The sequence below is a fragment of the Vibrio sp. HS-50-1 genome (assembly GCF_024747315.1).
Classification (GTDB): Bacteria; Pseudomonadota; Gammaproteobacteria; order Enterobacterales; family Vibrionaceae; genus Vibrio; species Vibrio diabolicus.
Genome location: NZ_JAMPZF010000042.1, coordinates 22,863 through 44,842 on the forward strand (window position 1 = coordinate 22,863; position 21,980 = coordinate 44,842).

The 21,980-nt window shown below is 46.0% G+C and carries 18 protein-coding genes; 13 read left to right on the top strand and 5 right to left on the bottom strand.

What is annotated here, in order from left to right; genetic code table 11:
• The first annotated feature begins 780 nt into the window (after window positions 1–780).
• From NDJ01_RS17665 to NDJ01_RS17725, 13 genes are all read left to right on the top strand, one after another.
• Window positions 781–3,381, top strand: coding sequence for a TonB-dependent siderophore receptor (locus tag NDJ01_RS17665; protein WP_047009405.1), 2,601 nt, complete (start codon window positions 781–783; stop codon window positions 3,379–3,381).
• 65 nt (window positions 3,382–3,446) lie between these two features.
• The gene (locus NDJ01_RS17670; RefSeq protein WP_006741812.1) at window positions 3,447–4,211 is read left to right on the top strand and encodes a DUF3450 domain-containing protein; all 765 of its coding nucleotides are present in this window, start codon (window positions 3,447–3,449) and stop codon (window positions 4,209–4,211) included.
• Between the two features lie 3 nt (window positions 4,212–4,214).
• Window positions 4,215–5,576, top strand: a complete 1,362-nt coding sequence (locus NDJ01_RS17675; protein WP_065275018.1) for a MotA/TolQ/ExbB proton channel family protein — start codon at window positions 4,215–4,217, stop codon at window positions 5,574–5,576.
• A 9-nt stretch (window positions 5,577–5,585) separates the two neighbouring features.
• Window positions 5,586–6,113 (top strand): MotA/TolQ/ExbB proton channel family protein, encoded by a 528-nt coding sequence (locus NDJ01_RS17680; RefSeq protein ID WP_005379363.1) that lies wholly within the window; start codon window positions 5,586–5,588, stop codon window positions 6,111–6,113.
• A 25-nt stretch (window positions 6,114–6,138) separates the two neighbouring features.
• Window positions 6,139–6,546 (top strand): biopolymer transporter ExbD, encoded by a 408-nt coding sequence (locus NDJ01_RS17685; RefSeq protein ID WP_005379359.1) that lies wholly within the window; start codon window positions 6,139–6,141, stop codon window positions 6,544–6,546.
• A gap of 4 nt (window positions 6,547–6,550) precedes the next feature.
• Window positions 6,551–7,183, top strand: coding sequence for an energy transducer TonB (locus NDJ01_RS17690; RefSeq protein WP_006741809.1), 633 nt, complete (start codon window positions 6,551–6,553; stop codon window positions 7,181–7,183).
• 9 nt (window positions 7,184–7,192) lie between these two features.
• A complete protein-coding gene (locus NDJ01_RS17695) occupies window positions 7,193–8,416 on the top strand; it encodes a lipopolysaccharide assembly protein LapB (protein ID WP_047009404.1) in 1,224 nt (407 codons plus the stop codon).
• Between the two features lie 285 nt (window positions 8,417–8,701).
• Window positions 8,702–9,325 (top strand): guanylate kinase, encoded by a 624-nt coding sequence (gene gmk / locus NDJ01_RS17700; protein ID WP_005394946.1) that lies wholly within the window; start codon window positions 8,702–8,704, stop codon window positions 9,323–9,325.
• Between the two features lie 181 nt (window positions 9,326–9,506).
• Complete coding sequence (gene rpoZ, locus NDJ01_RS17705) at window positions 9,507–9,779, top strand: DNA-directed RNA polymerase subunit omega (protein ID WP_005379346.1); 273 nt, start codon at window positions 9,507–9,509, stop codon at window positions 9,777–9,779.
• Window positions 9,780–9,818: 39 nt separating this feature from the next.
• Window positions 9,819–11,939: a bifunctional GTP diphosphokinase/guanosine-3',5'-bis pyrophosphate 3'-pyrophosphohydrolase gene (gene spoT / locus NDJ01_RS17710; protein ID WP_005394948.1), complete on the top strand. Its 2,121-nt coding sequence runs from the start codon at window positions 9,819–9,821 to the stop codon at window positions 11,937–11,939.
• 52 nt (window positions 11,940–11,991) lie between these two features.
• On the top strand, window positions 11,992–12,675 hold the full coding sequence (gene trmH / locus NDJ01_RS17715; RefSeq protein WP_258587073.1) for a tRNA (guanosine(18)-2'-O)-methyltransferase TrmH: 684 nt from the start codon (window positions 11,992–11,994) through the stop codon (window positions 12,673–12,675).
• A gap of 253 nt (window positions 12,676–12,928) precedes the next feature.
• The gene (gene recG, locus NDJ01_RS17720; RefSeq protein ID WP_258587074.1) at window positions 12,929–15,010 is read left to right on the top strand and encodes an ATP-dependent DNA helicase RecG; all 2,082 of its coding nucleotides are present in this window, start codon (window positions 12,929–12,931) and stop codon (window positions 15,008–15,010) included.
• Window positions 15,011–15,243: 233 nt separating this feature from the next.
• Entirely contained in the window at window positions 15,244–16,632 is a 1,389-nt protein-coding gene (locus tag NDJ01_RS17725; protein WP_046874138.1) for a uracil-xanthine permease family protein, read from the top strand.
• A 73-nt stretch (window positions 16,633–16,705) separates the two neighbouring features.
• Here NDJ01_RS17725 and envZ read toward each other — a convergent pair whose 3' ends face one another.
• The 5 genes from envZ to NDJ01_RS17750 all read right to left on the bottom strand — a co-directional run bounded on the left by envZ (window position 16,706) and on the right by NDJ01_RS17750 (window position 21,940).
• Entirely contained in the window at window positions 16,706–17,998 is a 1,293-nt protein-coding gene (gene envZ, locus NDJ01_RS17730) for a two-component system sensor histidine kinase EnvZ (protein ID WP_047009400.1), read from the bottom strand.
• Between the two features lie 102 nt (window positions 17,999–18,100).
• Window positions 18,101–18,820, bottom strand: coding sequence for a two-component system response regulator OmpR (gene ompR, locus NDJ01_RS17735; RefSeq protein WP_005394960.1), 720 nt, complete (start codon window positions 18,818–18,820; stop codon window positions 18,101–18,103).
• Between the two features lie 129 nt (window positions 18,821–18,949).
• The gene (locus NDJ01_RS17740) at window positions 18,950–19,345 is read right to left on the bottom strand and encodes a DUF1090 domain-containing protein (RefSeq protein ID WP_005394961.1); all 396 of its coding nucleotides are present in this window, start codon (window positions 19,343–19,345) and stop codon (window positions 18,950–18,952) included.
• Window positions 19,346–19,450: 105 nt separating this feature from the next.
• Entirely contained in the window at window positions 19,451–19,942 is a 492-nt protein-coding gene (gene greB / locus NDJ01_RS17745; protein ID WP_005379321.1) for a transcription elongation factor GreB, read from the bottom strand.
• A gap of 117 nt (window positions 19,943–20,059) precedes the next feature.
• Window positions 20,060–21,940, bottom strand: coding sequence for a RimK/LysX family protein (locus NDJ01_RS17750; protein WP_258587075.1), 1,881 nt, complete (start codon window positions 21,938–21,940; stop codon window positions 20,060–20,062).
• Between the last annotated feature and the right edge of the window lie 40 nt (window positions 21,941–21,980).

A 21,980-nucleotide genomic window follows, 5' to 3' on the forward strand; every position in this document is an offset into this window, starting at 1 on the left:
TGAAAGAGGAAGTTCCCCGCCCAAAGTGGTGCATATTTATCTCGTAGTAACTAAAACTGTTGAAACACACTCCCTGCGTTTCAAGAACCAGACTTTTCTACTACTGCAATAATTTCAGCGTCATATTTATCTTGAATCCACATCAGCTTCAAGTGTTTGAAACCAAAACATGACAAACTTCCTCCGAAGTCGAAAAACAGAAATGTTTTTGTAAAAAATTATAAAAAACCACAAAAATAATTCACACAGAATATCAATCTAGGCTGTTTAGAGCCAAAACCCTACATAAAAATGCAAATACATGGAATAAATAGACATATCCACCACATGTATATTTGACCTAAAAATACGAGTGAGCCCTTTTACAGCAATGGGTATCATATTTTGATACCACCCTATAAGTTCGAGTCACCAAAGTATGGATTCGATATAAAACTCATCTCAGAACAATTCACTGGAAAAATATCTTTTTTCAGATTCAATTACCCACTAAAAAACCATAGGCAAGATAAGTCATTAAAGTTTATAAGAAACACAAAATACGGTGTTTTATTGAAATTTGATGTCGCCTTGGTAAGGCTATTTAGTTTTTTATTCCGCGTTTTAAACCAACCCTGGTTATTTACATCTTTTTTACATTTAAGCATCCCCGTTTACCACTGGTTTGACTTCCTTTTTTCATCTCGGTTATACATTGGCCGAACGTTAACGAAATATTAACGTCACAATTGGCCGCTATGCGGCCAGACATAGGAAATAATAATAATCGGAGCAACAAGGATGTATAAAAACACAACCGCTTTATCTGTTGCGATAAGCCTTGCGTTGGGGACAGCAGCAGTCGTAGCCCCAGCAACAGCACTGGCAGAAGAGCAACAAGTTGAAAAACTTCAAAAGATGAAAGTTACTGGTTCGCGTATCTCCACGACGGATATGGAAGGTCCTTCACCAGTTACTGTTATTAATAGTAAAGATATTGAATCTAAAGGTTTTAACAGCGCGCAAGACGTGTTGAACAGTTTGACTCAAAACACCGGTGGTGTAATGGCTCAAACGAACTCTTTCTCATTCACACCTGCAGCACAGTCAGTCAACTTACGTGGTCTTGGCGCTTCACGCACATTGATTCTTATCGATGGTCGTCGCCTTCCTCAATACCCACTGGCTCAAGATGGCACATCTAACTTCCAAGACATTGGTCAAATCCCTGTTGCCGCTATCGAGCGTGTTGAAGTAATGACTGATTCAGGTTCCGCTATCTACGGCTCCGACGCGATCGGCGGTGTCGTAAACTTCATTTTAAAGAAAGACTTTGATGGCGTTTCTGTAAAAGTACGTGCGGGTGACGCAACAGATGGTGGCTACCAAAATGGCCGTTTAGACGTTGTTGCCGGTAAAGATTTTGACGATAAACGTATTCTCTTCGTTGGCCAATTTGCGGGCAACGAAATGCTTAAGCAATCTGACCGAGATGATTGGGCTGGCGATGACGGTTCTAGCCGTTCTCAGCTAAGTGGTTACTCTAGCTACGGTGCAAACTTTGAAGGCGCAAACGGAACACTTCTAACACCAGCTGATGCTGGTTCTTCATGTAAAGAAGTCGTTGGTGATGCCGCAATTGAACGAGCGGATGGCAAGTGTGGTGTTAACCGCTCTGCATACCGAACGTTGAAACCAGAAAATAAACAAGTAGACCTGCTTTTACGTGGTGAAATGGACATTAACGACAATGTCACTGCCATGGCAGAAGCCCGTTTTGGCTACAAGTCTACAGAATCTGAATTCGAACCTAACCCTTACAGCGTAGAAGTTGATGCCACTCACTTCCGTGGCGAAGGTGAATACACTCGCCGTATGGTCGAATTTGGCCCACGCGAAAGTAACACTGAAGCCGATTCTTTTGGCTTAACCTTAGGCTTGAACGGCCTGCTTGCTGATACGTATGATTGGGACCTATCAGCTGGTTACTCTGAGCAAAGCGTTGAAACAAGCAACCCAGCAATCTTCCTAACTCTTGATCAAGCCGTACAAAATGGCGATGTCGATCTTCTAGGGCCTATCTCTCAAGACGTCGTAAACAAATACAGCGGCACATCAAGCAAAGAAGCCTACTCAAAGCTTTACTCTGTTAACGGCTCACTGGCTGGTGATTTGGTTGAACTGCCTGCTGGTATGTCTGGCTTTGCTGTTTATGGTGAATGGAACCGTACTGACTACAATGAAACGATTGATGCGACAACAGCAGCTGGTGGTTTCTCTGGTCTAGGCGGAACATCAGGTGGCGGTGACCGTGATCAGATTGGTCTTGGTGTCGAAGCCCTAATTCCTATCATTGAAGATTTGGAAATGACTGTCGCTGGTCGTTATGACCACTACTTCGACGACTCGGCAACAGGCGGAGCCTTCACTCCTAAAGTAGCACTAGCATACCGTCCTACTGACACTCTATTACTTCGTGGTAGCTACGGTCTAGGTTTCCGAGCTCCTGACTTGAAACGACTATTTGGCGATCAAACTCGAGGCTTTGGTTCTGGTTTTGACCCTGTGCTTTGTGCCAACGCTGGTGGTAGCGGCCCACAAGATAAAGATAAGTACCCAGAGTGTGATACTCAATACTTCGATACGCTTAACGGCCCTAACTCTGAGCTGAAAGAAGAAACAAGTACAAACATTAACTTGGGTCTAGCTTGGGAACCTGTGGATGACCTTGGCGTAACCGTTGACTGGTACCACATCAAGATGGAAGACGTCGTAACAGCACCAACTTACCAAGACGTAATTAACGATCCAGGTAAATACCCAGGCACAGAAGTAGTTCGTAATACAGATGGTACAATCAAGTCCGTATCTTACGGCCCAGTCAACCAGTCATATGAAGAGCGTTCTGGTGTTGACCTTGCTGTGAAATATGCTTACGACACTAATGAGTTCGGTTCATTCAATACGCGCGTAGCTGTAACTAAGATCTTGATTGCTGAATATCAAGAAAACGACAGTGAGCCAGTAACGGATGAAAGAGATTTCATGCCTGAATACACCGCAACGTTAAACCTTGGCTGGGCATACGAAGATGTCGCTATCAACCTATTTGGTAAATACCGTGACCGTATGTGTTCAAGCTATGCGAACCGTTACTACTTTGATGACTGTGACTCTGCTAAGAAAGCTGGTTACAAAGCAGAAATCGCGAGCATGACAACATGGAACCTAACGGCTTCTTACCAATTCAACGAGAGTGGTCGTGTAACTCTTGGTGCTATCAACATGTTTGACAAGGTACCGCCTGCCGATCCTCTAAATGATACCTCTCCATTCTATGCAACTGGATATGACGATCCAATCGGCCGTCAGCTTTACATCGAGGCATCATACGACTTCTAAAAAATATTTGGCGCGGGTTTTCCGCGCCCTTTTCGACTGACTAAAACACTGACAAGGATGCAACCATGAAATTCAAGGAATTTGGTCTCAGTGCCATAGCTGCAGCATTGCTTACTATCAGTAGTAGCTCTGTAGCGGCCAACTCTGGTGCTGTCGTTTCCACACAAGCAAAAGCAAATCAATCTTCAGAAGCTTCGCAACAAAAAATCGACAACTATGCCGAAAGCACTGAAGGCATGTTGGCAGAATACAAAGGCTTACTTCGTCAAATCGACAGTATGAAAGTCTACAACGAGCAAATTAACCGTATGGTTCAATCGCAGCAAGGCGAGTTGGACTCATTAAATAACCAAATTGCTCAAATCGATCAAACGGCAACAGAAGTGGTGCCACTTACATTAAAAATGATCGATGCACTCGACGAATTTGTGACTCTCGATCTGCCTTTCCAGAAAAAAGAGCGTAATAAGCGAGTTCAAGAACTGCGTCGTCTCATGGATCGCGCCGACGTAACAACTTCAGAGAAATTCCGTAAAGTGATGGAAGCGTACCAAATTGAAGAAGGCTTCTCTCGCTCAATCGAATCTTACAAAGCTAGCCTAGACCGAAATGGTGAAATCGTGACTTACGATTTCCTACGTATTGGTCGCACAGCACTTCTATTCCAATCTCCAGACGGTGGTGAGACAGGTATGTGGAACCAACAAACACGTCAATGGGAAACATTACCAGAAAGCTACCGCATCGCGGTACAGCAAGGCCTTCGTATCGCGAAGAAGCAAGCGCCACCAGCGCTAATCAAACTGCCTGTATTTGCTGGGGAGGAATAAGAGATGAAAGGATTCAAAACTCTAGCCGCTGGCCTACTAGCGAGCTTATTTATGGTTTCTGGCGTACAAGCAGAAGCGCCTAAAAACTTATCTGAACTACTTAAAAACGTAAAATCAGAAAGCATCGTTGAGTCGAAAGAGAACAAAGCCCGTGAAGCTGAGTTCAAGAACAATCGCGATAAGCAAGCGGCATTATTGCAACAAGCTCGCGAAGAGTTAGCTGCGCAGCAAGCACTGGGCGATCAACTTAAAGCAACATTTGATGAAAACGATAAGCAGCTAACTGAACTAACAGAAACCCTACGTGTTCGCTCTGGTACTTTGGGCGAAATGTTTGGTGTGGTCCGCCAGTATGCGGGAGAGTTTAAGGGCTTATTTGCAGCCTCTCAAAACGCAGTTCAGTTCCCAGAGCGTGACGCGCTACTAACGAAACTGGCTGAAAGTAAAGAACTGCCGTCAACACAAGAGCTAGAAGCTTTCTGGCATACCATTCTTCAACAAGTGGTTGCTTCTGGCGAAACTGCAACAACCCAAGCAACGGTTGTTTATGGCGAAGGTAAAGAAGCGGTTCGCGATGTCACTCTCGTCGGTGAGTTTAACGCGATTGCCGATGGTAAGTACGTTACTTATGTACCTCAAACAGGTAAGTTCGAAGAACTCTCTCGACAGCCTCGCACCAATATTACACGTCATGTTGCAGGATTTGAGTCAGCGTCAAACAGCTATGAGCCACTGTTTATTGACCCATCCCGTGGTGTAATTCTGTCTCTACTTGTACAAAGCCCTACCGTTCAAGAACGTATTGATCAAGGTGGCATTGTAGGTTACGTCATCCTTGGTATGGGTGCAGTAGGCGCTATCATTGCTCTTGTTTGCTTCCTACGCCTTCAAGTGATTGGCGGTAAAATGCGTAAGCAAGCGAAATCAGAAACCGTGATTCCTGGCAACCCATTGGGTGAAGTTATCCAAGCTTACCAAGAGCACAAAGGTGACAACCTTGAAGATCTGGAAGCGAAGCTGGACGAAATCATTCTACGTAACGCTCCAAGCATTGAACGCTTCATCAGCTCAATCAAGCTATTTGCTTCTGTAGCACCTCTACTTGGCCTACTGGGTACGGTAATGGGTATGATCGGCACATTCCAAGCTATTACTCTGTTCGGTACCGGCGATCCTAAACTGATGGCTGGCGGTATTTCTGAAGCTCTTGTTACCACTATGCTAGGTCTGGTTGTCGCAATTCCATTGCTGTTCCTTTACACCATCGTACACAGCAAAGGTCGTCGTTTGGTTCAAACTCTTGAAGAACAGAGTGCAGGCTTCATCGCTCGCTATCAGGAAAAACTGCATAAAGCCGAAAGCTAAGGAGGCGTTATGTGGTGGTTAGTTGGAGAACTTGAATCAATTAGGCGCTTCTTGGGAATGGGTGGCGATGTACTCGTCGCCATCTTCATCCTCAGCTTTATGCTGTGGGCAGTATTGTTAGAACGTTGGTTCTATTTTGCTGCCGTCGCTCCAAAAGCCATGAAAAAAGCCGTTGGCTCATGGCAAGGGCGCTCAGAGCATCAAAGTTGGAACGCTAAGATGATCCGACAAGAAATCGTTTCTCGTCAGGATATTGAGAATAAAAAGGGACTACCAATCGTGAAAGTATTGATTGCACTCTGTCCCCTACTGGGTCTACTCGGCACCGTTGTCGGCATGATCCAAGTATTCGACATCTTAGCGGTAACAGGAACAGGAAGCCCTCGAGCAATGGCCTCGGGGATCTCAAAGGCAACAATCCCAACTTTAGCCGGGATGGTGGCTTCTCTATCAGGGCTGTTCTTTAGTTCACGTCTTGATCATTTAGCCAAAGTCACAACGCAAAAGCTGGAAGATAAGCTAAAGCATATTGCCTGAGTAAATGGAATTAGAGGTATAGGTCATGAAAAGACGCTATAGCAGTGATAGCAGTGATGAAACCGCTATCGATATGACACCGATGCTCGACATCGTATTTATCATGTTGATCTTCTTTATCGTAACAACATCGTTCGTAAAAGAAGCAGGTCTAGAAGTAAACCGTCCGACGGCAAGCTCAGCGCAAACCGTTAAGAAAGGTAACATCATGGTCGCAGTTGGTGCGGCGGGTGATGTTTGGGTTGATAAACGCCGCATCGAAGTGGACGCGGTTCGCGCGAATATTGAACGTCTTCGTGCAGAAAGTCCTGATGGCGCAGTTGTTATCCAAGCCGACACTGAAGCAAATGCTGGCGTAGTCGTGAAGGTTATGGACCAGATCAAAATGGCAGGTGTAGAAAGCATCTCCATTGCCGCAACCAATAAGGATTAAGCTTATGCGGTATCTGGCCTCAATTGCACTGGCGCTCATTGTCTCTCTCGGGTTGTTCTGGGGGATGGACAAGCTAGTAAACAAAGAGCGCCACGAGTTAGTGTCGAATGATGACCTGCGTATGGTCGAGTTTATTCGCATTAAACCAGAAGAAAAAATACAGGAGAAAAAACGCGAACTTCCAAAACCACCACCACCTAAGCGTCCGCCGCCGCCGCCAGAAATGAAAGTGACAGCGACAGTAAAACCGGTGATGGAGCAGACCCCAATGGATATGCCAAAACTTGACCTACCCGTAAATGTTACAGGTGGCTCGGTGCTTGGACATTATAGCCAGGGTGGAGGTGCACAATTAGCGGGTAGCGGAGGTCCGACCCCTCTTGCAACATTCCAGCCTCAAATGCCTAGAAAGGCTGCGAAAGCAGGAATTGAAAAAGGGGTCGTCTTACTAGAGTTTACTGTAAATGCACGTGGTGCCGTAGAGGACATCAAAGTTCTTAAAGAGCAACCACGACGCTTAGGCCTCGGTCGAGCGGCAAGAAAAACAGTCTCTAAATGGACATTTAAACCAAAATTGGTTGACGGGAAACCTGTTAGCTCGCGCCTATCGCAAGAAATAGAGTTCTCAACCAATTAAGGAGTCACGATGAAAAGTTTATGGAAAAGCAAAGTGGCTTCTTTAATTCTCTTCGCAGGAGTGGCATTTGCCGCTCCTACGATGGCAAAAGAAGCTCCTCAGTTATCAGATCGGACATTTCGAACCGTCAACAAAGTGCAAGAGTTGATCGCAACTGAAAAATATTCAGCGGCGAAAGAAAAACTAGCAAGCGCTTTAGAAAGCACAAGTTCGAAAAAATACGACCGAGCAGTTTTACTTCAGCAAACGGGCTTTTTGTATTCGCTACAAGACAATTATGTGCAAGCCGCGAAATACTTTGCCGAAGCATTAAAGCTCGATGCGCTTCCCGTTCCAGTCGCTCAACAAGTTCGCTACAGCTTGGCTCAACTTTACCTAGCTGAAGAGAAGTACACGTTGTCTGTGAAAACGATGAAGGAATGGTTCAAAGTTGCAGAAACAACCAAAGAGAAGCCTCAAGCTCATGCTTATATCACGTTAGCAAGCGCTTATGTCCAGTTGGAAGATTACAGAAATGCAATCCCACCAACCAAAAAAGCAATTGCGATGAGCAAGAGCCCAAGTGAGTCTTGGTACTTAATTCTCGTTGCCTCTCACTACGAGTTAGGACAGCTGAAAAGCGTTGCCAGTGTGCTTAAAACCCTTACTTCAAAGTACCCTCAGAAAAAGCGTTACTGGATGCAACTTTCTGGCGTTTATATGGAGTTGGGTCAAGAGCAAAACTCTTTAGCAACCTTAGAAATGGTTTACAAAATGGGGAAACTGGAAGGAGAGAAAGAGTACTTACGTTTTGTAAACTTCTTAGCTTACCAAGGTATTCCATATAAAGCGGCCAAAACTCTTGAGAAGGAGATGGCATCTGGAAACATTGAAAAGACGAAGGAAAACTATGATCGCTTGGCCAGCTTCTGGCAGCAAGCTAAAGAGCTAGATAAATCGATTCTCGCTTATAAAAAGTCATATAACATCGCTCCTTCTGCTAAAACGCAAATTCAGATTGCTCGCTTAATGGTACAAGACAAGCAGTATTCTGAAGCGACTCGCTTTGTAGAAAACGCAGCATCGAATGCCTCTAAAGAGCAAAAGGCAGAACTTGAATACATTCGCGGGATGGCCTATTTCGAGCTTAAGCAGCCACAAAAGGCCTTACAGGCTATGAAAGGCGCGGCTCAATCGCCAAAATTCAGGTCTACCGTTAGCCCTTGGATAAATTTCCTAGAATCCCAAGGATAATTTGAAGATTAAGTGTGAGTCAGTCGCACGCCTGGGGAAGTGAAAGCTTCCCCTTTTTTCGTTTGTTTGTGCGCACGCGAGCTCTTTTCAACATTTAAGTAAGACGAAAAGATCAACTGGTAACAAAATAGAGATCATGATACTCTTCGCCTCCATTTTTCTGGCGGGATTATCACCAATATCCATCCCTTTGGTGGTTGATTTATCATTGCCAGTGCTATCGTTATAAGAATGTCGGACTTTCCTTCGGCACTCAATCAATCCAATCAAAAGTGGAACAGTACAATGGGCAAAGGTACTCTCTATATCGTATCTGCACCTAGCGGCGCAGGTAAATCTAGCTTGATCTCAGCGATGTTGGAACGCAATCCAACCTACGCAATGAAAGTGTCTGTGTCTCATACCACGCGTAACATGCGACCTGGTGAAGAAAATGGTGTCCACTACCATTTTGTAGCGAAAGATGAGTTTGAAGCCCTGATCGCTAAAGGTGATTTCCTAGAATACGCTGAAGTGTTTGGTAATTATTACGGCACCTCTCGTGTGTGGATTGAAGAAACGCTAAATAAAGGTATCGACGTTTTTCTAGATATCGACTGGCAAGGCGCACGTCAAATCCGTGAGCAAATGCCTGAAGCCAAAAGCATCTTCATCCTGCCACCATCAAACGGTGAGCTAGAGCGTCGCTTGAACACTCGTGGTCAAGATAGCGATGAAGTGATCGCAAAACGTATGGCTGAAGCCAAGTCAGAAATCTCTCATTACAGCGAATACGACTACGTGATCGTAAACGACGATTTTGATACCGCTTTGATGGACTTTAAAGCCATCTTGCGTGCAGAGAGATTGAAGGAAGAAAAGCAAGCTGCTAAATATAAAGGTATGCTTGACGCGTTGTTAGCAGAGTAACTTCAAAAAAGTCACGCTGTAAAACATAAAGAATTTCTCGTTTTTTGCTCAGTGCGAAAAACACAATAAACTACCTGAGAAAGTCCACAAACGGTGGCTTGTCTAATTGCTAGTAAATAAAGTAGTTAGGTTGTATACTTTCTCGTCATTCTAAAATTTTAGTTAACTATTTGGAGTCCTCATGGCACGCGTAACTGTTCAAGACGCTGTTGAAAAAGTTGGCAACCGTTTCGACCTAGTACTGATTGCGGCTCGCCGCGCTCGTCAAATGCAAACTGGCGGTAAAGATGCACTAGTGCCAGAAGAGAACGATAAGCCAACGGTTATCGCTCTACGCGAAATCGAAGAAGGTTTAATTACTAAAGAAGTTCTAGACGCTCGTGAACGTCAAGAACAGCAAGAGCAAGAAGCGGCAGAGCTAGCGGCAGTAAGCAGCATCGCTCACAACCGTTAATTCTGACTTTAGAATTCAACAACCTCCCGGGCCTATAATTTGTATCTATTCGATAGCCTCAAAGACGTTGCCCAAGAATACCTAACAGAGCCTCAGATTGAGGCTCTGCGTCAATCTTATGTGGTAGCGAGAGATGCCCATGAAGGGCAAACCCGCTCTAGCGGTGAACCATACATCATCCACCCTGTCGCTGTGGCTCGTATCTTGGCCGAAATGCGCCTTGATATCGAAACCCTCCAAGCTGCTTTGCTACATGACGTCATTGAAGACTGTGATGTAACTAAAGAAGATCTCGAAGAGAAATTCGGCAACACTGTCGCAGAATTGGTTGATGGTGTATCTAAACTGGACAAACTCAAATTCCGCGATAGGAAAGAGGCTCAGGCCGAGAACTTTCGTAAGATGGTTCTGGCCATGGTGCAAGATATCCGCGTCATTCTGATCAAACTGGCTGACCGCACGCACAACATGCGTACGCTTGGCGCGCTTCGACCAGATAAAAAACGTCGTATTGCTCGTGAAACGTTAGAGATTTACGCGCCACTCGCTCATCGTCTTGGTATTCACAATATCAAAACCGAACTCGAAGAGCTGGGCTTTGAAGCGCTATATCCCAACCGCTACCGCGTACTAAAAGAAGTGGTAAAAGCGGCACGCGGCAATCGTAAAGAGATGATCCAACGTATTCACAGCGAAATAGAAGGCCGTCTGCAAGATTTCGGCTTGAATGCTCGCGTCGTTGGTCGTGAGAAAAACCTGTTCTCTATCTACAACAAGATGAAAACCAAAGAACAGCGCTTTCACACCATCATGGATATCTATGCGTTCCGAGTCGTTGTTGATACCGCTGATACTTGTTATCGCGTTTTAGGCCAAGTACACAGCTTGTATAAGCCACGTCCTGGTCGCATGAAAGATTACATCGCGGTACCAAAGGCGAACGGCTACCAATCGCTACACACTTCCATGGTTGGCCCACATGGCGTACCTGTTGAAGTTCAGATCCGTACTGAAGATATGGATCAAATGGCGGACAAAGGTGTCGCGGCGCACTGGTCTTATAAAGACAAAGGCGACAAGTCTGGCACCACTGCGCAAGTGAAAGCTCAGCGTTGGATGCAAAGCCTGTTAGAGCTACAACAAAGCGCGGGTAACTCATTCGAATTCATTGAAAACGTAAAATCCGATCTTTTCCCAGATGAGATTTACGTCTTCACACCAAAAGGTCGTATCGTTGAATTACCTTTAGGCGCAACGGCTGTCGACTTTGCCTATGCCGTACATACCGATGTAGGCAACTCTTGTGTTGGTGCTCGTGTTGATCGTAACCCTTACCCATTGAGTAAGGCATTGAAAAACGGTCAGACGGTGGAAATTATCAGTGCCCCTGGTGCGCGTCCGAATGCGGCATGGCTAAACTATGTCGTGACTTCTCGTGCCCGCACTAAGATTCGTCAAGTACTGAAAACGATGCGTCGTGAAGAGTCGATTACTTTAGGTCGTCGCCTACTTAATCACGCACTTGGCCGCCACTCGATTGATTCAATTTATCCAGAAAATATCCAAGAAGTCTTGAATGATCTTCGCCTAGAAAGCATCGATGATTTATTGGCTGCTATTGGATTGGGTGAGTTGATGAGCATTGTGATCGCACGTCGTCTCCTTGGTGATACCGAAGAGCTCACGACAACAAGCTCAATCCCAACGGACTCGAAGAAGAAGCTTCCGATTCGTGGCGCAGAAGGCTTATTGCTGACGTTTGCAAATTGTTGTCATCCTATCCCAGATGATCACATTATTGCTCACGTATCGCCTGGTCGTGGTTTGGTTGTTCACCGAGAAACATGTCCGAACGTTCGTGGTTATCAGAAAGAGCCAGACCGTTATATGGCTGTCGCTTGGTCTGACGACTACGATAAAGAGTTCATTGCTGAACTTAAAGTCGACATGCTTAACAACCAAGGTGCTCTTGCAGAACTGACCAACGTGATCTCGAAAACAGGGTCAAACATTCATGGTCTTTCAACGGAAGAACGTGATGGTCGTTTGTACACTGTGACTGTGCTGTTGACGACGAAAGATCGCGTCCACCTTGCTGGCATCATGCGTAAGATTAAGGCAATGCCTCAAGCAACCCGAGTCAGACGCAGAAAGAACTAACCTCTATCGCCACCTACCCTGTTAGGTGGCGATTTTTTATACCTCAATAAATATGAACCTAGAACGTTACAACCGCATTCACCAAGTCCTAAAAAATCGCCAAACTGATCTGACACTTTGTCTCGAAGAAGTGCATAAGCCAAACAACGTCTCTGCCGTGATCCGCACCGCTGACGCGACAGGTTTACACAAAGTTCATGCCATTTGGCCTGATAAAATGCGTACGCTGAGCCATACCTCAGCAGGCGCGCGTAACTGGGTTGAAGTGGATACTCACGACTCGATTGAAACTGCGATTACCGAACTCAAAGCGCAAGGTATGCAGGTTTTGGTGACCAATCTTTCGGACACCGCCGTCGATTTTCGCGAGATCGACTACACCAAACCAACGGCAATCATTTTAGGCAGTGAAAAAGTTGGCGCTTCAGAGCAAGCCAAACAACTTGCCGATCAAGACATAATTATCCCGATGATAGGCATGGTGCAGTCACTAAACGTATCGGTTGCCAGTGCTGTAATTTTGTATGAAGCGCAACGTCAACGTGAAGCCGCAGGCATGTACGACCAAGAAGAAAGCGCTCTGCCTAAAGAGACAATCAACCGTATTCTCTTTGAACGTGGTCACCCAGTGCTGGCAAAGGTCGCGAAACGAAAAGGGCTCGTTTACCCACCACTCGATGAAGAAGGTCAAATCATCGCCGATGACGCGTGGTGGCAAGAGATGCAAAGCAAGTAACAGACTTTCGTCATCCTGAACAGCGGCGAAGGGGCGTGATTCAAGATCTAATTCTGGAGTATACAGATGCTGGTAGTGTTAACTTCAGCGACATACTTGTTGGAAATAGAATCCTGATGTCGCTAAAGCTCCTCGGAATGATAGGTTATCAGTCAAATCATGACACTAACTAAAGCATGACTATTTTTTCCTGTACAAAAACACAGCTCCATGGTTAACATACTGCTATGTTAACCATTTTCTTGAGCCCTCTATGTCCGCCCAAATGTTATCTGCCGTCCCATTAACCTCCCTTTCTGGAGTTGGCGCGAAAGTCGCAGAAAAACTCGCCAAAGTTGGCTTACATAGCGTTCAAGATTTGCTGTTTCATCTTCCACTGCGCTACGAAGATCGTACCCGTATTTATCCTATTGCTAAACTGCATGCTGGCCTTTGGGCGGCCGTGCAAGGCAAGGTCATGGCAGTCGACACCATCTTCGGTAAGCGCAAAATGCTAACGGTAAAAATCAGCGACGGTAATGGCACTATCACGCTGCGCTTTTTCAACTTTACCGCAGCCATGAAGAACAATTTCACGCAAGGTAAGTTAGTACATGCTTACGGTGAAATTAAGCGCGGTGGCATGGGCTTGGAAATTGTTCATCCTGACTACAAGTTTTACGTCAGCGAGCAAAAGCCCGATGTAGAACAGAGCTTAACTCCTGTTTATCCCACTACAGATGGTTTACGCCAAATCACATTGCGCAACCTTACCGAACAAGCTTTAGCCCTGCTTGATAAAACCGCAGTGCAGGAATTACTTCCAGCGGGGTTGTATGACCATCAAATCACGATGTCGCAAGCGCTGCACACCATTCATCGCCCACCACCAACCATTAATTTAGATGAGTTTGACGAAGGCAAACATCCTGCCCAAATACGCTTGATCATGGAAGAGTTGCTAGCACAGAATCTCTCGATGTTGGCGGTGCGTAGCAAAGGTCAGAAGGATTCAGCGCTACCTCTCGGTCCTTGTAATAAACTAAAAACGCAGCTTTTAGCCCAACTGCCTTTCTCTCCTACAAACGCTCAAACCCGAGTAGTACAAGAGATTGAAACCGATTTAGAAAAACCCCACCCAATGATGCGCCTAGTGCAAGGTGATGTGGGATCGGGGAAGACGTTGGTTGCCGCTCTGGCCGCCGTTCGTGCCATTGAGCATGGCCATCAGGTGGCACTCATGGCACCAACCGAACTATTGGCTGAGCAACACGCGATCAACTTCGCCAACTGGTTTGAAACAATGGGCATTCAAGTCGGTTGGTTAGCGGGCAAACTCAAAGGTAAAGCAAAGGAAGCCGAGCTGGCTCGCATTGCCAGTGGTGAAGCGCAAATGGTAGTGGGTACTCACGCGCTATTCCAAGAGCACGTTGAATTTCATCACCTTGCTTTGGTCATCATTGATGAACAGCACCGCTTTGGTGTCCATCAGCGATTAGAGTTACGTGAAAAAGGCGCTAAACAAGGCGCCTACCCACATCAGTTGATCATGACGGCAACGCCCATTCCTCGCACGTTAGCGATGACCGCTTACGCCGATCTGGAAACTTCCGTGATTGACGAACTGCCACCAGGTCGAACGCCGATTCAAACCGTCGCCATTCCTGACACAAAACGTGACGACATCGTCGAGCGTGTCCGAAATGCCTGTTTAAACGAAGGTAAGCAGGCATATTGGGTGTGTACTCTGATTGATGAGTCGGAAGTATTAGAAGCGCAAGCCGCGGCAGATACCGCTGAAGAGCTTCAACGTAAGCTACCGGACGTAAAAATTGGTCTAGTACACGGCCGAATGAAGCCGGCAGAGAAACAAGCGGTGATGCAAGATTTCAAAGACAATAAACTACATTTGCTGGTCGCAACGACGGTGATTGAAGTTGGCGTGGATGTGCCAAACTCTAGCTTGATGATCATCGAAAACCCCGAACGTCTTGGTTTGGCACAATTACACCAGCTAAGAGGTCGTGTGGGCCGAGGCTCCGTTGCTAGCCATTGTGTGCTGCTGTACCACTCTCCACTGTCGAAAACCGCGCAAAAACGTCTGGGAGTACTACGTGAAAGTAACGATGGCTTCGTCATCGCACAGAAAGACTTAGAGATTCGTGGCCCGGGCGAACTCTTGGGTACAAAGCAGACTGGTCTTGCTGATTTCAAAATTGCAGACTTAGTTCGAGATCAACGCCTGATTCCCGAAGTTCAGCGTATTGCGCGTCATATTCATGACAATTACCCGACTAACGCAACAGCGATTATCGATCGCTGGTTGGGTGAGCGGGATATTTACTCCAAAGCGTAATGATTGAAAGCGAGCCAAATGGCTCGTTTTTTAATACGCTAAAAACCAAAGCAATCGTTTGCTTTTTAAGTAAATCTCTCTATAATCGCGCACAAATTTTTAAGTGTGTTGCATCACACTCCACCAACCTGAGTTGACTCTGATTAACAGCAATCACAGGTAACGACGTCAACTCCACCCTGCTCTCCCATTCAGCGAGATCTGGGAATATATTGCGACTAGCGAGACAAACAATGACAACTTCAAACCGATCTTCGGAACTGGTCTATCAACTCAATGATCGACCACCTTTGCCTCAAACCATTTTTGCCGCACTTCAGCACTTATTGGCGATGTTCGTCGCGGTTATCACTCCGTCACTGATCATCTGTCAGTCTTTGGGTGTACCAGCAGACCAAACGAATACCATCATCAGCATGTCTTTATTTGCGTCAGGCGTGTCTTCGTTTATTCAAATTCGCACCTTTGGCCCAATTGGCTCTGGTTTACTCTCTGTTCAAGGCACCAGCTTTAACTTTTTAGGTCCTATTATTGGTGCAGGCCTATCGCTGAAAGCAGGTGGAGCAGACATCAGCACCATGATGGCAGCCATTTTTGGTACGATTTTAGTCGCATCATTTGCAGAGATTTTCCTATCTCGCGTATTAGAGCATGCTCGTCGCATTATCACTCCGCTCGTTTCAGGCATTGTCGTCACTCTTATCGGTCTCACTCTGATTCAAGTCGGCTTAGTATCAATGGGCGGTGGCTACGCGGCATTAAATGAAGGAACCTTCGGCAGCTTAGACAAACTTGCTCTGGCTGGGACGGTACTTGGCTTAATTGTGATTTTAAACCGCTCGAAAAACCCATATATCCGTGTGGCTTCGATTGTGATTGCGATGCTAGTAGGCTACATCATGGCGTATTTTATGGGGATGGTAGATACTTCTCAGCTAGGCACAACCGAGATCGTAGCACTACCGGTACCAATGCAATATGGCTTATCGTTTGACTGGTCTCTGTTCATTCCGCTGGTGCTGATTTTCTTTATTACCGCACTAGAAGCCATCGGCGATATTACCGCCACATCCGAAGTGTCTGGCGAGCCAGTCAAAGGCCCAGTGTACATGAAACGTATTAAGGGTGGTGTGTTAGCAGACGGCTTAAACTCTGCAATCGCAGCCGTGTTTAACAGTTTCCCGAACTCCACCTTTAGCCAGAATAACGGCATCATTATGCTAACAGGGGTTGCGAGCCGTTACGTGGGTTACTTTATTTCTGGCATGTTAGTGATTCTTGGCTTGTTTCCTGGTGTCGCTAGCTTTGTTCAGCTGATTCCTGAGCCAGTACTTGGTGGCGCAACGATTGTCATGTTTGGTACGATTGCTGCCGCTGGTGTACGTATTATCTCTCGTGTTGAGCTCGATCGCCGCGCAATTCTGATCATGGCCTTATCCTTCTCAATGGGGCTTGGTATCGCGCAAAAACCAGAGATTCTGCAATTCATGCCAGAATTTATTAAGAGTATTTTCTCCACTGGCGTTGCTGCAGGTGGTATCACAGCGATCATTTTAAACCTACTTCTGCCAGAGAAACTGGAAGACGAAGATGAACTTCCTCAAGAAGTAAAAGAGTCTTAATAAGATTGTAGAGAAAAGCAAAGCCCAACCTGTTTAGGTTGGGCTTTTTGTTTTAAATGGTACAGTCACCGACTTACTTGGTAGGAAAGCTGATTTGAGCGATTAAACCGCCTTCACTGCGATTACGCATCACCACAGAGCCTGAGTGCTGGCTGATTATACGCTTCACTATCGCCAGCCCAAGCCCTGTACCTTCACTGCCGCGAGCTGTATCACCACGCGTAAAGGGTTCAAATAATTTTGCGATTTGAGAATGCTCGATACCCGGTCCGTTGTCTTCTACCGATATCCACACTAGCTGCTTATCTGCCGTCACCCCGGTACTGATTTTGACCCAGCCATTGCCGTAACGCAGTGCATTGACAACTAAATTACTGATCGCCCGTTTAATCGCAATGGCGCTTCCTTTGGCTGGTGGCAGGTTAGGATTAAGATCCGTTTCAATTTCAGCCTCATAACCACCTTCCGAACTGGCGACATCACTGGCAATCGTACTGATATCCACAGGTTCAAACGATTCTTTGTTCACCGGTTTGAGGTAGTCCATAAACTGACTAATGATCTCATTACATTCTTCCGTATCGCTAATGATCCCTTCAGCAAGGTAGCTATCCTCGGGAGACATCATTTCTGTCGCTAAGCGAATGCGCGTCAGCGGTGTTCGCAAGTCATGGCTAATCCCCGCCATTAATAGGGCGCGATCTTCTTCGAGCTCCTGAATGCCTTTGGACATTTGATTAAACGCTCGGGTTACAGAACGAATCTCCGATGCGCCTTTTTCTGCCAACGGTGGCGGGATTTCACCTCGACCGACATCTTTCGCGGCTCTCTCTAAAGCCAAAAGTGGGCGGTTTTGTAAACGAATAAACAACCAACCACCAGCAATGATCAGCAGCGCCATAATCAAGCTGTTACGAAACAGCGGTGCAAAATCTTCTTCTTGCAGCTCAGATAAAGGAATACGAATGATGGAGTTCGGCAACTTTTCGATGTGCATCCACAAGATGTAACTTTCATCGCCAAGCAATAAGCGCACTTCGGTGGGCGAACCTAGCTCTTGGCTCATTTCTTCAGACATCAAATCAATCGACATCGCGTGATGAAATTCAACCGCTTTATCGCTGTCGAGGCTGTGAACCGTCACCCCCAGCCTTTCTAATAATTGACGTCTCAGCGGTGCATCAGATTTTAATGGCCCTTCATCATCAAGCACCAAATTGAGCTCATGGGCGAGAATTTTATTGAACTGCTGCAAACTCGGCATCAACGCGTAGTTAAAAACGGCGTAGTAAGAGAAAACTTGGCTAGCGAGGAGCAAAGAGATGAACAGCAGAATAGATTGTGTCAGTGAACTTCGGATGCGCATGGAACGTTCCTGGTGGTCCTAATCGCGAAATTTCAGCCTTCGAAAGGAAGGACTTGAAGGCTGAAGTTACTATAGCCAAGTGCTGGCTATGGAGTGAGGAGATTACACCTCTTTGCCGTCTGGGACGAAAACGTAACCTAACCCCCACACGGTTTGAATGTAGCGTGGCTTGCTCGGATCGTCTTCTAGCATGCGACGCAAACGTGAGATTTGCACGTCAATAGAACGTTCCATCGCAGAATATTCACGGCCACGTGCCATGTTCATCAATTTGTCTCGTGACATCGGCTCTCGCGCATTCGTCACGAGCGCTTTCAGAACAGCAAACTCTCCTGAGGTCAGCGGCATTGCCTCGTCACCGCGGAACATCTCGCGAGTGCCTAGATTGAGTCGGAACTCGCCAAACTCCACTACTTTTTCTTCGGTGCTTGGCGCGCCCGGCAACTCTACGGTTTGACGGCGTAATACGGCTTTAATGCGAGCGAGTAATTCACGTGGGTTAAATGGTTTTGGCAAATAATCATCCGCCCCCACTTCCAGACCCACAATGCGGTCCACTTCATCACCTTTCGCGGTGAGCATTAAGATTGGCAGCATGTTGTTTGCATGGCGTAGGCGACGACAAATCGACAAACCGTCTTCACCTGGCAACATTAGGTCCAGCACCATTAAGTGAAAGTTTTCGCGCGTTAGTAGGCGATCCATCTGTTCGCCATTGGCGACACTTCGGACCTGAAAACCTTGCTCAGAAAGGTAACGCTCCAATAGAGCACGTAAACGAGCATCGTCATCAACCACTAAAATTTTATGATTTTCTTGCATTGAAACATCCTTTCAGAAGCATCTATTGTCGAAAATGTATCACTGTTTTTCCTAACGTGCTCAAGCAAATTGTTACTCTTTTTATCTTAAGCGCTTTATTCTCTCTCTAGCAGGTATTTTCAGCACCTACTATTGGCCATAATTCCATTCCAGTTCACGTTTGGCTTCAAGCAACTCTTGCTGTGCCTCAGCCAATTTGTGACGTTTTTTCTCGATTTTGTCTGCTTTCCCTGAGCGCTGCGCTTCCGCTAGTTCTTGCTCACGCTCCTCAACGTCTCGCGCCTTTTCGTCCACTTCCGCTTGCAGTTCTTGACGCAGTTCACCTTCCGAACATTCATTCTGGATAGCGGTAAGTGCCTGTTCTAAGCCTTTAATTCGATGTTCATTACCTTGTGCTTTCGCATACTCAAGCTGCTGTTCTACCGCTAACTCTTTGGCGTCACAGCCTTTCACTTCATCTTGAGCAAACACTGAGAGTGAGAATCCTATTGTTAGTGCAGCGCTACACATGACTGCTTTGTTCATTTTACTTCTCCGAGAAAGGCACCATGCCTTTATACCAAATATTCTGACGTTGAGACCCAAGTCACTTCTAGTGAACTTCATGAGACTTGAATCGGTGATAAAGCCTCAGTCTTCCGAGGCCGGTTGAGTGTATTCAATTGAGTTGATGAACCACTCTTTTTCACCTTCTGGGGTGCGTACCGTGAACTCTTCATCCACTTGTTTTTTCAACATCGCTCGCGCCATAGGTGAATCGATAGAGATGTAGTCTTTCGCATCTCCATAAATCTCTTCAGGCCCAACAATGCGGAACTTCTTCACCTCTCCTGCCTCATTTTCTATTTCAACCCAAGCACCAAAAAAGACTTTGCCTTCTTGCTGCGGAGAATAGTCAACGATCGTGACTTCAGGCAGAAACTTGCGAAGAAATCGAACACGACGGTCGATCTGACGAAGCAGACGTTTATTGAAGGTGTAATCCGCATTTTCTGAGCGATCGCCCAGGCTCGCCGCCCAAGTGACGATTTTGGTGATTTCAGGACGCTTTTCATTCCAAAGGTAATCATGCTCTTGTTTGAGTTTGTTATAACCTTCACGGGTAATCAGCTTAGTTTTCAAGTTAACTCCTATCTCAACTAAAAAATGCCGCTCTTGAGCAGCATTAAGGAGATGATATACCCAAAGCACTGGCTTCGTTCGGGCTTTGGGTATCAAGATAATAAGGCGGCCAGAGTGCTACTTTTCGTAATCTGGTTTTTGCGTCACGATGTAATTCGTATCACTCGAAACAACCGCGCCATGTTTTAGGAAGTTTTTACCTAAAATCATGCTGTAATGGAAGCGACCTCGGTCTTGCAAATTGACTCGGATCTTCTTCTCTAACTCGCCAAGCTTAACGTGCATTTCTACTACAGGCCGTTCGTTGGCCTTTTCTCCTTTTTTGGCCGTTATACGCATGACATCCACTACCTCACGGGTAAACGCTTTGGTCATGCCTAGATCGTTTTCATAAGTAAAGCTCACCATATCTTTACCATCTTTTTGAAAGCGCTTGATGTCCTTGGCATTAATCGAGCTCACGTCAGCACCAGTGTCCAATTTAACAGGGAAAGACATCCCTTCCACTTCAGCCACTTCGATATGACCAGCTTTGAAAAGTGGCCTTGCATCTAGTAAATGGTCGGCGCGAGTATTCAGCAGCACACCGCCTTTGGCGATATCATGACCAAAGACGAAAAATGGTTGCGTCTCGTCTGCATCTAGCACGTCGAGTGCAAATTCCATTGATGTCTCTTTGCTACCGAAAAGGAAATCGCCATCAACAACGGGACGCACAGTGCTACCCACTTTGAGTTTTTTCACCACAGGCTTGGTAATTTTTTCTTCTTTACCCTCATCGTTCATTAAATAAAACGTGACGGATTCATCCTTACCTTTTTCTGTTACTTCAAAGCCATTTACACGCAGTAATGGCGTTTTCACCGTAAACGTGGGGTAAGCAGGAACGGTATAACCATCAATGGTGACTTGTTCTTCCGGCGAAATCACGAGGGGCTTTGACTTGAGTGCGCTCTTGAACGTTTTTTCAACACCGCCCAATAGGTTTTCTCTGTCGGTATCAATCACAAAGTGTTGGCTCGCGACATCCTGACCCAAGCGAATTTGTGAACTGAACTTACTGCGGTCACGCAAATAGACTAACCAACGTTGAGTTTCGTTTTCGTCGATTTTCACTGGTAAGTAGACCAACGGACGCTCGCTCTTAGTGGTTTTCAGCATGCGTACCAAAGGTAACGTCATTGGGTGGCGCTTGCCGTTTTCACCTTCTAGCGTGAAAGAAACTGCATTGTTCTTTTTATCAACCTTGATATCCAGTGCGTGAACGTTGGTGTAGCGGCTGGTGGTTGATATGCTGATCTTGTATGGCACGCCCTCGACTTCCACCGTCTCTTTTTTGCCGATCATTTTTGCGCTTGGTTGCTCTTGAAGATAGTCGTAGCCAGCGAATACCCACGCATTGTTATCGAGATAGGTTTTACCAATCAAGATAGGAGAAGAGAATTGCGTGCGCTTGGTCAGATTCACTTCTGTATCAACGGTATGGCCTGCAATCGTCATCGGCATTTTTATCGTCGGGCGTAAAATAGGCTTTTTGCTTGTTCGACTACGAATGGCGCTCACTCGCTCCAGATCATCGGTAATCTGTATTTCTTTTCCTGTGTAAGGATGAGGAACCGTAAAGCTCACCTTCACTTGATATGGTTTAAAAGTATCGGCATCCCACTTCGCCTTCGTCCCACCTAAATCATCGACAATCGCCCACAACAACTCGTTGTCTTTCAAGTTCTGGTAGTCGGGATGAGAGCTACTGACATGGATGTTCTCTGCATGCATAGACGTGGTGTCAGCACCAGTATCAATCTTGCCAATAAATGGTACCGCTTTTAGCTCTGGAATATCACTGTAGTAAACGCTCTCCACTCGTCCAAGCACCAACTTGTCATCAAGCTGATATACAGGGTCTTGTGTGGTTGCTGATATGGATTGTGCCCAACTAAGCGGGGCGACAAGTAAGGCACTCGTAAGCGCTAACGCCAAAGACATTTTTTTCATCATGATTATCCGTATAAGCCGAGGTACATTTAGTTATATCAAT